Raw genomic sequence first — 14,075 nt, 5'->3', positions numbered from 1 at the left:
GCGTGGACAGCGGCCAGATTTCGCCCCCGCACCGAACGCCGTACGACCGATAGGTGAACGCGGAACGTCAACCACTCATCCGCTGGGCGGTGTTGGGATCACTCATTCGCGGCCTTCCGCCAGAGCGAGGGCTGTCGCCGGATCCTGTGCGGCCGGGCCCACGGGAGCCCATCGTTCTCCTTCCTTGCGATAGGGCCACCAGCGGTCGTCGAGGCCCAGGCGCAGCTGGGCCTGCCCACCGTCGACGGTCCAGCGATTGCGGGACGCACGCAGTCGCGGCCGCTCGTCGTCCTCCCAGGCCGATTCGAGGGCGGCACGCGCGCGTGCGAGCGTTTCCGCCTCCACTGTCCACTCGGTCTCGAGCACGTCGAGGGCGGCCACACCCCCGTACTCCCAGGCGCGGACGGCGAGTTCCAGCCCCTCGCGGTCGCGGCCCGACCCTTCGCCGAGCCGAGCGGCCACGGCGGATTCCGCGGTGCCTACAGCCAGCCGCACCGCGTCCTGTGCGGCCGTCAACTCCGGTTCCACGGGATGCGCTTCGTGATCGGGCCGGAGCGCCTCGGCGAGCAGCCGGTGGGCCTCGCGAGCCGTCTGTGTGGCCAGGAACGCCAGGGCGGTCGGATCGACGCCCGGTGCCGGTGCTGCCTCCGTGTCCAGCGACGGCGGCTGTCCCGGCTCTGAGGGCAGCACAGGCGGGGCGGGCAGCGGCGGCAGGATGTCCGCCGCCGCGTACGCCTCAGCGGCGTCCACGCCCTCGTACGGCTCGTCCCGCACGGGGGCGGCTTCGGCTCGGGGGCCGCTGCGCGCCTGCAACTCGTCCAGCAGCTCACGCTCTCCCCGGCCGCGCATCAACAACAGCACGAATGGGTCCTGGTCCAGCAGCCGCGCCATCTGGTAGCACAGTGCCGCCGTGTGACCACAGTGGTCCCACGCATCGCAGTCGCACTCGGGCTCCAGATCGCCCAGCCCCGGCAGGAGTTCGACGCCGGCGGTCTCCGCGTCCTCGACCAGATGCGGCGGCATTTCACGGTCGAGCAGCGCCGCGATATGCCCGGCTCGCTCGACGGCCATGTCCAGGAAGCGGTCCCACTGGTCCTCGGACAGCTGCTGGAGCAGGACATCGGCGCGATGCGGCGTACGGTCGCGGCCCTGGACCACCGCGGTGATGCGTCCGGGACGCACCGACACGGCTCCCACGGCTCCTGCGCGCGCCAGCCTGCGGCCCGTCTTGACCTGCTCCGAGTCCAGTGCCGCGTCCTCCAGCGCCTTCAGCCAGGCCTGCCCCCACCACGTCTGTGCGAAGCCCCGCCCGTGCGCGGGCGGCAGCGCGTCGAAGGTGCGCTCCGGGCTGTCTTCGTACGCATCGTTCATCGGGCGCCTCCTCGCAGTTCCACCAGGTCGGCCAGTTCGGCGTCGGACAGTTCGGTGAGGGCCGCCTCCCCGGAGCCGAGTACGGAGTCCGCCAGCTTCTGCTTGCGCGCCAGCATGTCCGCGATGCGGTCCTCGATCGTCCCCTCGGCGATCAGCCGGTGCACCTGCACGGGCTGGGTCTGGCCGATGCGGTACGCGCGGTCGGTGGCCTGCGCCTCGACGGCCGGGTTCCACCAGCGGTCGTAGTGCACGACATGTTCGGCCCGCGTCAGGTTCAGACCCGTGCCCGCGGCCTTCAACGACAACAAGAAGACCGGCACTTCGCCCTCCTGGAAGCGATGCACCATGGTCTCCCGTTCGGCGACGGGCGTGCCACCGTGAAGGAACTGAGAGGGCACGCCACGCGCCGCCAAGTGGCGCTCGATCAGCCGGGCCATCCGCACGTACTGGGTGAAGACCAGAACACTCGCTCCCTCGGAGAGGATGGTGTCGAGCAGTTCGTCCAGGAGCTCCAGCTTTCCGGAGCGGCCCGCGATCTTCGGACTGTCCTCCTTGAGGTACTGCGCCGGGTGATTGCAGACCTGCTTCAACCCGGTCAGCAGCTTCACGATCAGCCCGCGCCGCGCCATGCTGTCGGCGCCCGAAATCTCCGCCAGAGTCTCGCGGACCACCGCCTCGTAGAGACCTGCCTGCTCCTTGGTGAGCGATACGGCACGGTCGGTCTCGGTCTTCGGCGGCAGCTCGGGCGCGATGCCCGGGTCAGACTTGCGGCGGCGCAGCAGGAACGGCCGTACGAGCTGGGCGAGCCGATCTGCCGCTCCGGGATCCTGTCCGCCCTCGACGGCCTGCGCGTACCGGGTGCGGAACGTGCCGAGCCTGCCGAGCAGCCCCGGAGTCGTCCAGTCGAGAATCGCCCATAGCTCGGAGAGATTGTTCTCCACGGGAGTCCCGGTGAGCGCCACGCGCGCGCGTGCACCGATCGTCCGCAGCCGGCGTGCCGTGTCCGAGTACGGGTTCTTCACGTGCTGCGCCTCGTCCGCGACGACCATGCCCCACGACGCCCCGGCCAGCTGCTCGGCGTCGAGCCGCATCGTGCCGTACGTCGTGAGGACGAACTCACCGTCGGCCAGGTCCTCCAGGCTCCGCCGCGGCCCGTGAAAACGGCGCACAGGAGTGCCCGGCGCGAACTTCTCGATCTCGCGCTGCCAGTTGCCCATCAGGGACGTCGGGCAGACGACGAGCGTGGGACCCGCCGCCGACTCGTCGCTCTGCCGGTGCAGATGCAGCGCGATCAGAGTGATCGTCTTGCCCAGGCCCATGTCGTCGGCCAGACAGCCGCCCAGCCCCAACGAGGTCATCCGTGCCAGCCAGTTGAGGCCCCGCAGCTGGTAGTCCCGCAGGGTCGCGGCGAGCGCTGCGGGCTGACCGACCGGCTCCTGTCCCTCCGGGTCCGCGAGCCTCTCCCGCAGCGTTGCCAGCCATCCCGTGGGCCGTACGTCGACCTGGCGCCCGTCGACCTCCGTGGAACCCGTCAGAGCGGCGCTCAGCGCGTCGATGGGGGTGACCTTGTGGTCCTGCTGCGCACGGGCGCGTTGCACCTCCTGCGGGTCGACGAGCACCCACTGGTCGCGCAGCCGCACCATGGGGCGGTTCGCCTCGGCGAGCCGGTCCAGCTCCTGCCGCGTCAGCTGCTGATCGCCCAGCGCGAACGACCAGTTGAAGGCCAGCAGCGAGTCGGCCGACAGGAACGAGGGTACGTCCGACGACAGCCGCCCCGGGCCCTGCTCGTCATCCGGCGGTCCGATGACCGCGCGGGCCGTCAGCTTGCGCGCCAGCTCCCTGGGCCAGTGCACCTCGACCCCGGCAGCCGCGAGGGCTCGCGCACCCTCGCCGAGGAGTTCGGTGACCTCCTCGTCGGCGAGTTCGATCGCGTCGGGCACGGCCGCCGACAATAGGGGCGTGAGCGGAGCCCAGGCCCGTGCGGCCCGGCGGAGGGCGAGCAGGGCGTCCAGACGCGCGCGCGGACCGAAGGCAGGTCCCGAAGCGCGCGCGTCAGCCCACACGTCGGCGGCGTCCGCGATTAGAGCCGGGTCGCTCACACTGTGCAGCTGAAGGACCGCGTGGAAGGGCAGTTGTGGCTCGTCCGCCATGGCCGAGTCCAGGCCCGGAACTTCGATGCGCAGCGAGATCCGTACGCCCGCGTCGTGCCCCGCGGCGACGTCGGCGGCCCAGGCGCGCTGCTCGGGGATGTGCTGCGGTGCGGGCGCCGCGAAGGCCGCACCGCCCGTTGCGAGTGGCGCCGCAGGAGACCGGGGGAGCGTGTCGGCGACCGCGTCGAGGAAGGCCCGCACCAGCCGCTCCGGGTCGGGCAGACGCAGCGGCTCGGTCTCGTCGACGGGCACCGCATGCGCGTGCGGTGGCATCGCGGCGGCGAGCTCGCGGATCCGTTCCAGGTCCTCCGCGCGCAATGGACCGACACGCCACGCGTCATGGTCTTCGGCGCTCAGACCGGGCAGGAGGAGTCCGCGCGCGGCCAGTTGAAGGGCGAGCACGGCCGCCATACCCCAGAAGGCGGCTGCCCTGTGCGCGTACCCGGCGGCACGCGCGCGCGTGAGGAGCGGCAGTGCGGCTCTTACCGGCAGCAGCACGGCAGTCACGGTCACCAGCTCGACACCATCCCCGCCGGGCAGGACGACCGTCAGCTCCTCGACGGAGCCTGATTCGATAACAGGAGGGCCGTCGCCGTCGGGGTGCCAGAACGCCACGCTGCCGGTGCGGGCCGGTTCGGCGGGCACGAACACGGCGCAGCAGCGGGCCAGTTCGGAGATCTCGGAGGGAGTTGCCGCGGGATTCCTCTGCACAGGAATAGTCTATTCCTCAAATTTGACTACTGGAAGGCAAGATTGCCGAGGATACAGCATCGATGGTGCTTGGGGGTGCGGCAAAGCTGTGACGTGAGTCACCTCTCCGCGGGGTGTCGTCAGGTCCACCTGAAGGCGGGTGGCTCCCCCAGGGCGAACACGGGTGGTGCCGCCATGGTCGCCCAAGGTCACTGATCCGTACGTTTCTTCAGGTCAGCCCGTTCCCGGAGAGACCGGAGACCACCATGCCCCAGACCGCCGCAGCCGTCGCGGAACGCCCTCCCGGAGCTACCGTCGGAAGCGAGTTCACGCCGCTCCTGCGCACCGTCAAGGGCCAGGGTCTCCTCGACCGCAGGCACGGCTGGTACGCACTCGGCATCACCGTCAACGCACTGGCCCTGGCCGCGGTCGTCGTCGGCGTCGTCCTGATCGGCCACTCCTGGTGGGTGCTTCTCCTGGCCCCACTGCTCGCCCTCCTGTGCGCGCGCACGGCCTTCATAGGCCACGACGCGGGCCACTCCCAGATCACCGCCAACCGGTCGGTGAGCCGCCTGATCGGACTCGTCCACGGCAACCTGCTGCTGGGCATGAGCTACTCCTGGTGGAACGAAAAGCACAACCGCCACCATGCCAACCCCAACCACATCGACAAGGATCCCGACGTCGCCGCCGACGTCCTGGTCTTCACCAGCGAACAGGCGAGCGGCCGGGCCGGCTTTCGCCGCTGGCTCACCCGCAACCAGGCCTGGCTGTTCTTCCCGCTGACCCTCCTCGAAGGCATCGCCCTAAAGATCCACGGTTTCAGGGACCTGCGCCGGCAGCCTCCGCGCGAGCGAACGGTGGAGGGCTTCCTGTTGATGATCCACGTCACGGCCTACGCGACGCTGCTGCTCACCTCCATGTCCATCGGTCAGGCCCTCGCCTTCGCCGCACTCCACCAGGCACTCTTCGGCCTTCACCTGGGCCTGGCCTTCGCGCCGAACCACAAGGGCATGGAAATGCCCGATCCCGAGGGCGAGCGCTGGGGTCATCTGCGCCGCCAGGTCCTCACCTCCCGCAACATTCGCGGCGGTGCTCTCACCGACTGGTTCCTCGGCGGCCTCAACTACCAGATCGAGCACCACCTGTTCCCGAGCATGCCGCGCCCGCACCTGAGGCTGGCCCAGCCCCTGGTGCGCGCCCACTGCCGAGAGTTGGGTATCCCTTACACGGAGACGGGCATCGTGGACTCCTACCGTGCGGCCCTGCGTCACATGCACAAGGTCGGAGAATCCCTCAGGGACGAGTAGGGGTCGCGACTCAGGGTCGTATCAGGGTCGCGTCCTGGAACCGCGAAGGGCACGGACCCGTTCTCAGGACAGAGAGCGGCAGTGGCCGCGAAGGAGGCGACACAAGATGTCGAAGAACGCGAAGATCGCCGCAGGAGGCGTGGCGGCCGGGCTCATCCTGCTGATCTGGCTGCCTTGGTGGGCCGCCTTTCTGATCATCGTGGGGGTTCCGGCGGCAGCGTATCTGACCCTGGACCCCTCACAGCGGCGCAGGCTGCGCCGCGTCACACGCAAGGAGCTCGGCCGCTGAGCCTTCACCGACCGGGTCAGTTCCCTTCCAGCGCACAGGAGTTGACCACACCGCCGCTCGCGGACCTGCCGACGGCACGGTTCGCGAGCGGCGCTTCATCCCGGCGATGAGTGTGTACGGGTCAGAGCGGGCGTACGGCCATCTTGTCCAGCGACTCCAGCAGGCCGGGCAGCTCCGGTCCGCGACCCACCGGCAGGATCTCTCCCGGCTTCTCGTCGAGCAGTACGAAGGCGATGTCGTCGGTCCTGGCCACCATCGACCAGCCCGGACCGTCGGCCCGCAGAGTCCGGGCACCACCCGGCGCGAAGGACGAGCGCACGCGACCGAGAGGCGGCGGCGTGTCCATATACGCGCGGACCTCGGCGAGAACGCGCCGGATACCACTGCGCGGCTCGCCCCCGTCGCCGTCGCTCTCCTGTTTGTCGTCGTCGCCTTGCGCCGTCGGGGCATCGGGAGATTCGCCGCCCGCAGGCACAAACTCCTCGTCGTCGATCTGATCCCGCCAGGCCGCCCACTGGAGCGCTATCTCGTCGGCCCCGAGGCGCCGTTGGGCCGGACCCCAGACCGAGGTGTCCGGCGGGGACAGCGGCTCCCGTTCGGCGATCTCGGGCGCGGGGTCGTGCGGGGCGGGCACATTGGGTGCCGCGACGGCCACGGCCAGCGGCCACCCGGGGAGCGCCGCGACCATCGAGCGATCGTCGGGCGAGAGGTCGTACTCCATGCCGCAGTCCCACGACGCGATGGCGACGGCGACCAGCGACACGTCGTCGACGACGACCGTCCACCGCGCTCCGTCCCCGTCCTGCCCCAGCACCAGGCCGTATCCGTCGGCCAGGGGCGCCAGTCCGAGCGCCGCGCAGGCTTCCGGATAGTCGTCCCCCAGCACGCTGGGGAACTGCGCCGGCGTCAAAAGCACCGCCGTCAGCACATACAGCGCGTCGTCGTCCACGGCGGCGACGGTGGTCTCATCCGTCCCAGCCATCCCAGCCTCCCCATTGCTTACGTCCGATCGGCGCACCTTAGTGCGATCGCTCGGCGGTTGTCACGGTCCCGGGTGCGCGCGGGAGCTGAGGGCAACCGCCTGGACATCGGCGAAACGGCCATCCGTCACGGTCCGGCCGTCCACCATGCCTGGGCGCCTCGGTACACGCAGTCGGCGTCAGACGGCAGGCAGACCGAGGAGCGTCCGCGCCACCGCGGTGGGCGTCTCGTCGCGTTCCCGCGCGAGGGCGATGACCGCCCGGCACGCCAGCTCGTTCACCCCGAACGACAACGCCTCCGGCGACACCCAGGCCGCGGCCTCGTCGATCCGGTCCTGGTCGTCCTCGGCGCACGCCGACACATAGGCCGCGGCCGCCTCGAAGAGGTTGTGAGTGCGCTTCTCCGGACGCCGGTCCTCCTGAGGCCCGGCCGCTTCCGGGCGTGAAAGGAACTTGCGGAGTCTGGCTAACATGCCGGACATGCGGGCCACCTTCCCCCTGTGTGAGTGCCATCGCTGATCGCGCACCTGCTGCTATTCAGCCTGCTACTCAACGTAGAGTTGAAGTCCCGGCACCAGAAGAGGGACGGTGCGGTGAAGCGGCACGGCACAGCCCCCGGTGTTACGTGCGCAGCCACTCCGGAGGGATCCTCAGCCCTCGCGTACGGCCAGTGCGAGGAACCTCGCGTCCTCGTCGACGTACGACGTCATGCGCCAGCCGGAGCCCGACAGGAGCGGGCCGAGATTGGCCTCCGCGCGCAGGTCGTCCGGTGTGATCTGCCGGCCCTGGCGAGCGGCGAGGGCCGCCCGGCCGAGGGGATGGAAGAGCGCCAGCTTCCCGCCGGGCCGTACGACACGAGCCAACTCCCGCAGATTCTCCGCAGGGTTTGGCAGATGCGCGACGAGGCCCGCCGCGAAGACGGCGTCGAGCGAAGCGGTGCGCAGGGGGAGCGCGGCCACATCGGCCAGCAGTAGCCGTCCCGCACGGTCCCGTCCCTCCTGCACCGCGGCCTCCAGCATGGCGGGAGTCAGGTCCGCGCCCAGAACCACACCGGAGGACCCCACGGCCTCCCTCAACGGCGGCAGGGCCCGTCCTGTGTCGCAGCCCGCGTCCAGTACGTGATCGCCCTTCCGCAGGCCCAGTTCGGCGACCGCCGCGGCGTACGCCGGACCGTCGTCGGGAAACCGGGCGTCCCACCCGGCCGCGCGGGCCGCGAAGAACTCCTGCACGTGTGCCTGGTCGTCGCTCATGCTTCGCATGATCTCGCACTGCCGTGAACCGCGAGGTGGTGTACATGTTCGAGCGTGACGCGATCGTTCAGGTACACCATGGCGTCATATTCCAACAGCTTTCGAAATGCGCCCCCTTTATGCGCACCGGGCCGGACTAGCGTCCCGGAGCCATGGGACACCTGGACCACGCCACCTTCGGCTGGCTGACCCCCGTGCTGTCGTACGTGATGGCCTGCATAGGCGCCGCCCTGGGGCTGCGGTGCACCGTCCGCGCGCTGGGCGCCTCGGGGCGTTCGCGCCGCAACTGGCTGCTCACTGCGGCCTCAGCGATCGGCACGGGCATCTGGACCATGCACTTCGTGGCGATGCTCGGCTTCAGCGTCAGCGGCACCGAGATCCGCTACGACGTGCCGCTGACCATCCTCAGCCTGATCGTCGCCATGGTCGTCGTCGGCGCGGGCGTCTTCGCCGTCGGCTACGGCCGTGACCGAGGCCGGGCACTGTTCCTCGGCGGCCTCACCACCGGCCTCGGCGTGGCGAGCATGCACTACCTCGGCATGGTCGCCCTGCGGCTGCACGGTGACGTGAACTACGACCCGGTGCTGGTCGGTATCTCCGTCCTGATCGCCGTGGTCGCGGCGACCGCGGCACTCTGGGCCGCACTGAACATCAAGTCGCCCGTCGCGGTCGCCGTCGCCTCCCTCGTCATGGGAGTGGCGGTGAGCAGCATGCACTACACCGGGATGATCGCGGTCAGCGTCCGTGTCTCCCCTTCCGGCGAGGCCCTGCCCGGGGCCACGGCGATGCAGTTCATCTTCCCCCTCGCCGTCGGCCTCGGGTCCTACCTCTTCCTGACCTCGGCGTTCGTCGCGCTCTCCCCGACCGCTGGAGAACGCCAGGCCTCCGCATCGGCCCAGCGCCCCGTCGAGAGTGCCGCCCACTAGCGCAGTGACCGCGCCCCGCAGGCGCGCCCCCGAACCACTCCGAGCGAGGAGGCCATGCGTACACCCCGTAGGACCCCAGCAGGCGGCTCTCCGCCGCCGCCCTCGACTCCCGCACGGGGCCGCCGCGCGCACGCCGGACCACCGGCCGACGAAGGCTCCGGCCCGGAAGAGCAGGACGGCGCCGCGTCGAGTGAGATACCCACGCGCGCGGGACGTTGGAGCCCGCGCCCCCGCACCGTACGAGCGAAGATCGTCTGCCTGTTGATGGTGCCCGTCATCTCCTTGCTCGCGCTGTGGGCATACGCCACCGTCAGCACGGCCCAGGACGTCGCACGGCTGCGGCAGTTGCAGCGGGTGGACGCCCAGGTGCGTGCCCCGGTGGCCGCCGCCGTCGCCGCACTCCAGGCCGAGCGCACCGCCGCCGTACGCCGGGCGACCGACGCCTCCGCCGAGAAAGAGAGCACCCTCAAGCAACTTGCGGCGCGCACCGACCGGGCAGTGGCGAAGCTGCGGCTCGGCGAGCACAACACCGTCGCCGACAGCCAAGAGCTGCCCTCCGGAGTGGCACAGCGCCTCGAAGCCTTCGTTACCCGTGCCGAGCAACTGCCTTCCCTGCGGACGGCGGTGCTCGAGCGGCGGACGGGATGGAAAGAGACGTACGGGCAATACACGCAGACCATTTCGACGGCCTTCTCAGTGGGCGGTGCGCTCACCGGCATCCAGGACGCCGATCTCGGCTCCGACGCGCGCGTGGTGCTCGAGTTCGCCCGCGCGGGGGAGGCCCTCGCACAGGAGGACGCGGTTCTCGCCGGCGCCCGCATCACCGAGACTCTCGACGGAGAGCGGCTGCGACTGTTCAACGGTGCCGTCCACACCCGCCGGTTGCTCACCGAATCCGCTGTCCCTGACCTGCGCGGGCACGAACACGCTGCATGGGGTGCCCTCGCGGAGAGCAGCGCCTACGCAGGCCTACGTGCTGCCGAGGACAAGGTGCTCGCGAGCGCACCCGGCCGCAGGGCGGTCCAGGCCGCGCCCGAGGAGAGCTGGACAGCAGCGCACGCGCGCGTGCAGGACGACATGCGGACGATCGAGACGAGCGCGGGCCATGCGGTCGCGGACCAGGCCGACCCGTTCCGGCGCGGCCTGCTCTCCCCGGCCGGTGCCGCGGTGCTCCTGGGCCTCGTCGCCGTGGCGGCCTCTCTCGTCATCTCCGTACGCATCGGACGCGGCCTCGTCGTCGAATTGGTGAGCCTGCGCAACAGCGCACTGGAGATCGCCCGCCGCAAACTCCCGCACGCCATGCGCAGACTGCGGGCGGGAGAGGAGATCGACGTCCGTGCCGAGGCCCCTCCCGGCCCGCCTGCCGAGGACGAGGCCGGCCAGGTCGCGGAGGCCCTGGGCACCGTGCACCGCGCTGCCCTGCGCGCCGCCGTCGAACGCGCGGAGCTCGCCAGCGGCATCTCCGGAGTCTTCGTCAATCTCGCCCGCCGCAGCCAGGTCCTCGTACACCGCCAACTGAACCTGCTGGACAGCATGGAGCGCCGCTCCGACGACCCGGACGAACTCAGCGACCTGTTCCGGCTCGACCACCTGACCACGCGTATGCGCCGCCACGCGGAGAGCCTGATCATCCTCTCCGGAGCCGCTCCCGGCCGGGCCTGGCGAATGCCGGTGTCGCTCTCGAATGTGGTCCGTGCCGCCGTATCAGAAGTCGAGGACTACGCGCGCGTGGAGGTACGACACCTCCCGGAGACGTCGGTCGTCGGAGCCGCGGTCGCCGACCTCACGCACCTCCTTGCCGAAATCGTCGAGAACGCCGCCCAGTTCTCGCCGCCCCACACCAAGGTGCGCATCACCGGCGAACCGGTCGGCAACGGCTACGCGCTGGAGATCGAAGACCGGGGACTCGGCATGGGCAAGGAGACCCTCGCCGAAGCGAACCGTCGCATCGAGCAGTCCGAAGCTCTCGACCTGTTCGACAGCGACCGGCTCGGGCTCTTCGTGGTGAGCAGGCTCGCCGCCCGGCACGGCATCAAGGTGCACCTGCGGACCTCACCCTTCGGGGGCACCACCGCGGTGGTCCTGCTGCCCACCGCACTGCTTCAGACAACCGCGCCTTCCGGTGCCCACCGGGAGGAAACGGGACCGCCCGCAGAACGCGAGTACGCGCGCGTGCCCGCCGCCGCCCCACAACAGGACTCCGTAGAGCCCCAGAACGAACGACCCGCTCTGGTGGCCCCCCTACAGGCGGCCATGCAGGCCTCCGGAGACCGGCCGAGGGCCGACGCGAACGGCTCCCACGACGCCCCACCGCCCGGCGTCACCACCCTGCGGCTGCACCGACCGCCCGACGACACGCAGGAACCGGATGAGCTCCCACGACGCGTACGACAGGCGAGCCTCGCCCCGCAACTGCGCGAGGAGCGCCCCGCCGAGCCCACGACCGCGGCGGACCCCCAGGGCGACGAGGAACGCACCCCTGAGCTGGTACGGGACCGTATGGCGGCCTACCGCGCCGGCTGGGCCCGCGGCGGCGGCCGCTCGCCCGGCCTCGGCGCAACCCCCGACCTCGCACCGGGCGCGGACGGCAGTGAAGGAGACCTCGCATGATCCACGACCAGGGCATGGGGACCACACAGCGAACCGGTGAACTCGACTGGCTGCTGGACGACTTGGTGACCCGCGTCGGCGAGGTACGGCACGCCGTGGTGCTGTCCAACGACGGGCTCGCGATGGGCGCGTCCGGCGCCCTCACACGGGAGGACGCCGAGCACCTCGCCGCGGTCGCCTCGGGCTTCAACAGCCTGGCCAAGGGCGCCGGCCGCCACTTCGGCGTCGGCGGCGTACGCCAGACCATGGTGGAGATGGACGACGGCTTCCTGTTCGTGGCTGCCGCAGGCGACGGCTCCTGCCTCGCCGTCCTCAGCGCCGTGACGGCCGACATAGGGCTGATCGCCTACGAAATGGCCCTCCTGGTCAAGCGGGTAGGCGAGCACCTCTCCACCGCTCCGCGTGCCGCCGCTCGACCGGCGTCCGGGTGAGCGAAGGACGGCGGACATGACCGAAGACAGAACCGGCCCACCTGAGCAGCCAGGCAGCCAGTGGTACGACGACGAGGCCGGGCCGCTCGTCCGCCCGTACGCGATGACGGGCGGACGCACCAAACCCGGACCCACCGGAGTGCGCTTCGACCTGATCGCGCTCGTCACACTGCACACGGGCGCCCCGGACGTAGGCGACGACACCTCGCTCGGCCCGGAACACCTGGCCCTCATCGACCTCTGCCGTGCGGAGACCCAGTCCGTCGCCGAACTGGCCGCGGGTGCCGACCTGCCCGTCGGCGTGGTCCGGGTGCTCCTCGGAGACCTCCTTGAGCGAGGCCGCGTCACAGTCAGCCGCCCAGTGCCACCGGCCCAGCTGCCCGACGAGCGCATCCTGCGCGAGGTCATTGAGGGACTGAGAGCACTGTGATGCGGACCCGAAACCACGCCGGCCGTGCCCGGCACTCCCGAGAGAAGTGATCGATGGCCTCCGAGCATCCCGACGCCCCGAACGCCGAGACGGCCCCACTGGCTCTGAAGATCCTGGTCGCCGGTGGCTTCGGCGTGGGCAAGACCACGCTCGTAGGAGCCGTCAGCGAGATCAAGCCGCTGCGCACCGAGGAACTGCTCAGCGAGGTGGGCCAGTCGGTCGACGACACCGACGGTGTCGACCACAAGGTCACGACCACCGTCGCCATGGACTTCGGCCGCATCACCATCCGGTCCGGTCTGTCGCTCTATCTGTTCGGGACGCCGGGACAGGACCGGTTCTGGTTCTTGTGGGACGAACTGTCACAGGGTGCCCTCGGTGCCGTCGTCCTCGCGGACACCCGGCGGCTCGGGGACTGCTTCCCCGCGGTTGACTACTTCGAGCACCGGCACATCCCGTTTGTCGTGGCCGTCAACTGCTTCGCGGATGCGCGCACTTACGGCGCCCACGAGGTGTCACGCGCCCTCGACCTCGACCGCGGCACCCCCGTTGTGCTCTGCGACGCCCGGGACCGCGACTCGGGGAAGGAGGTGCTGATCCGTCTCGTCGAGTACGCCGGGCGGATGCACACCGCCCGGCTGCTCGACTCCGTCGGCTGACGCTCCGGCTCGCTCAGTCCGAGACGGCGGCCTGGGCGAGGACCTTCTCGATGCTCACCCGCACGAGGAGTTCGCCCGGCACGCCGTTGCGGGCGGCGAACTCCTCGGCCCGGTCCTCGCCCATGTAGCGCGCTCCTATCCGCCCAGCCCACAGCCGGACCTCTTCGAGATCCTCCGAGATCCGGGCGCGCCCCCGCAGGACCACGAAGGCGTACGGGGGCCGGTCGTCGTCCACGCACAGGGCGACCCGGCCGTCCCGGGCAAGATTGCGCCCCTTGACGCTGTCCTTCCCGGTGTTGAAGACAAGGTCGTCCCCGTCGAGTACGAACCAGATCGGGGTCACGTGCGGACTTCCGTCCGCTCGAACGGTCGACAGCTTGCCGGTGCGGGTGCCCTCGGAGACGAACGCCCGCCATTCCTCATCGGTCATGTTCTGTGCCATGACCCCATCATGCTTGCCCCGACAGAGGCTGTGGGGAAGGCTGGCTCGTCAGAACCTCAGGCCAGAGGTGACTCACAACACGGGGAGACGGATCATGGAGCAGAACCAGGGACTCGGCTGGTTGCTGGACGACCTGACCGAGCGCGTCGAACACGTACGACATGCACTGGTGCTGTCCAACGACGGGCTGGTCACGGCGGCCAGTACGGGACTCAGGCGCGAGGACGCCGAACACCTCGCCGCCGTCTCCTCGGGGCTGCACAGCCTGGCCAAGGGCTCGGGGCGGCACTTCGGCGCCGGCCAAGTCCGCCAGACCATGATCGAGTTCGATGACGCGGTGCTGTTCGTCACGGCGGCGGGCACCGGCAGCTGCCTGTGCGTGCTCAGCGCGGCCGAAGCGGACATCGGCCAGGTCGCCTACGAGATGACGCTGCTCGTCAACCGCGTCGGTGAACACCTCGACATCGATGCGCGACAGCCGGAACACGCACCCGCCATAGACACCTGACCTGCAAGAACGTCGACCCGCTCCAAGTT

14 protein-coding genes are annotated in these 14,075 nt (G+C 70.4%); 8 read left to right on the top strand and 6 right to left on the bottom strand.

Annotated elements, in window-relative coordinates; translation table 11 throughout:
* Nucleotides 1-102: 102 nt before the first annotated feature.
* Entirely contained in the window at nt 103-1,371 is a 1,269-nt protein-coding gene (locus ACQEVY_RS02750; protein ID WP_432944401.1) for an SWF or SNF family helicase, read from the bottom strand.
* The gene (locus ACQEVY_RS02745) at nt 1,368-4,232 is read right to left on the bottom strand and encodes a DEAD/DEAH box helicase (RefSeq protein WP_432944399.1); all 2,865 of its coding nucleotides are present in this window, start codon (nt 4,230-4,232) and stop codon (nt 1,368-1,370) included. Before ACQEVY_RS02745 ends, ACQEVY_RS02750 begins: the two co-directional genes overlap by 4 nt.
* 245 nt (nt 4,233-4,477) lie before the next feature.
* On the opposite strand from ACQEVY_RS02745, the gene ACQEVY_RS02740 reads away from it, so the two are divergent.
* Nucleotides 4,478-5,521 (top strand): acyl-CoA desaturase, encoded by a 1,044-nt coding sequence (locus tag ACQEVY_RS02740; RefSeq protein WP_432944397.1) that lies wholly within the window; start codon nt 4,478-4,480, stop codon nt 5,519-5,521.
* 106 nt (nt 5,522-5,627) lie between these two features.
* The gene (locus ACQEVY_RS02735) at nt 5,628-5,810 is read left to right on the top strand and encodes a hypothetical protein (protein WP_033322903.1); all 183 of its coding nucleotides are present in this window, start codon (nt 5,628-5,630) and stop codon (nt 5,808-5,810) included.
* A 121-nt stretch (nt 5,811-5,931) separates the two neighbouring features.
* Here the strand turns inward: ACQEVY_RS02735 and ACQEVY_RS02730 are convergent, their stop codons facing one another.
* The 3 genes from ACQEVY_RS02730 to ACQEVY_RS02720 all read right to left on the bottom strand — a co-directional run bounded on the left by ACQEVY_RS02730 (nt 5,932) and on the right by ACQEVY_RS02720 (nt 8,040).
* Nucleotides 5,932-6,792 carry a hypothetical protein gene (locus tag ACQEVY_RS02730; RefSeq protein ID WP_432944394.1) on the bottom strand — a complete coding sequence of 287 codons (861 nt, stop codon included), beginning with the start codon at nt 6,790-6,792 and terminating at the stop codon, nt 5,932-5,934.
* A 177-nt stretch (nt 6,793-6,969) separates the two neighbouring features.
* Nucleotides 6,970-7,263 (bottom strand): hypothetical protein, encoded by a 294-nt coding sequence (locus ACQEVY_RS02725; RefSeq protein ID WP_432955033.1) that lies wholly within the window; start codon nt 7,261-7,263, stop codon nt 6,970-6,972.
* 177 nt (nt 7,264-7,440) lie between these two features.
* Nucleotides 7,441-8,040 carry a class I SAM-dependent methyltransferase gene (locus ACQEVY_RS02720; protein ID WP_432944392.1) on the bottom strand — a complete coding sequence of 200 codons (600 nt, stop codon included), beginning with the start codon at nt 8,038-8,040 and terminating at the stop codon, nt 7,441-7,443.
* Nucleotides 8,041-8,192: 152 nt separating this feature from the next.
* Here ACQEVY_RS02720 and ACQEVY_RS02715 point away from each other — a divergent pair, with 152 nt between their 5' ends.
* The 5 genes from ACQEVY_RS02715 to ACQEVY_RS02695 are packed head-to-tail and all read left to right on the top strand — an operon-like array spanning nt 8,193 to nt 13,096.
* Nucleotides 8,193-8,966 carry an MHYT domain-containing protein gene (locus ACQEVY_RS02715; protein WP_432944390.1) on the top strand — a complete coding sequence of 258 codons (774 nt, stop codon included), beginning with the start codon at nt 8,193-8,195 and terminating at the stop codon, nt 8,964-8,966.
* 54 nt (nt 8,967-9,020) lie between these two features.
* On the top strand, nt 9,021-11,576 hold the full coding sequence (locus ACQEVY_RS02710; RefSeq protein WP_432944388.1) for a sensor histidine kinase: 2,556 nt from the start codon (nt 9,021-9,023) through the stop codon (nt 11,574-11,576).
* Nucleotides 11,573-12,007, top strand: coding sequence for a roadblock/LC7 domain-containing protein (locus ACQEVY_RS02705; protein ID WP_432944386.1), 435 nt, complete (start codon nt 11,573-11,575; stop codon nt 12,005-12,007). The genes ACQEVY_RS02710 and ACQEVY_RS02705 overlap by 4 nt, the downstream gene beginning before the upstream one ends.
* Nucleotides 12,008-12,023: 16 nt before the next feature.
* Nucleotides 12,024-12,437, top strand: a complete 414-nt coding sequence (locus tag ACQEVY_RS02700; protein ID WP_432944384.1) for a DUF742 domain-containing protein — start codon at nt 12,024-12,026, stop codon at nt 12,435-12,437.
* Between the two features lie 53 nt (nt 12,438-12,490).
* On the top strand, nt 12,491-13,096 hold the full coding sequence (locus ACQEVY_RS02695) for a GTP-binding protein (protein ID WP_328766458.1): 606 nt from the start codon (nt 12,491-12,493) through the stop codon (nt 13,094-13,096).
* Between the two features lie 13 nt (nt 13,097-13,109).
* Here ACQEVY_RS02695 and ACQEVY_RS02690 read toward each other — a convergent pair whose 3' ends face one another.
* Complete coding sequence (locus ACQEVY_RS02690; RefSeq protein ID WP_432944382.1) at nt 13,110-13,538, bottom strand: PPOX class F420-dependent oxidoreductase; 429 nt, start codon at nt 13,536-13,538, stop codon at nt 13,110-13,112.
* A 94-nt stretch (nt 13,539-13,632) separates the two neighbouring features.
* Between ACQEVY_RS02690 and ACQEVY_RS02685 the strand changes: the two genes are divergently transcribed.
* Nucleotides 13,633-14,046, top strand: a complete 414-nt coding sequence (locus tag ACQEVY_RS02685) for a roadblock/LC7 domain-containing protein (protein WP_328766456.1) — start codon at nt 13,633-13,635, stop codon at nt 14,044-14,046.
* The last annotated feature ends 29 nt before the right edge of the window (nt 14,047-14,075 follow it).

Source organism: Streptomyces sp. CA-288835, assembly GCF_050936385.1.
Lineage (GTDB): Bacteria > Actinomycetota > Actinomycetes > Streptomycetales > Streptomycetaceae > Streptomyces.
Note: the sequence above shows the minus strand (reverse complement) of the source record. Positions and strands in the feature narration are given on the sequence as shown.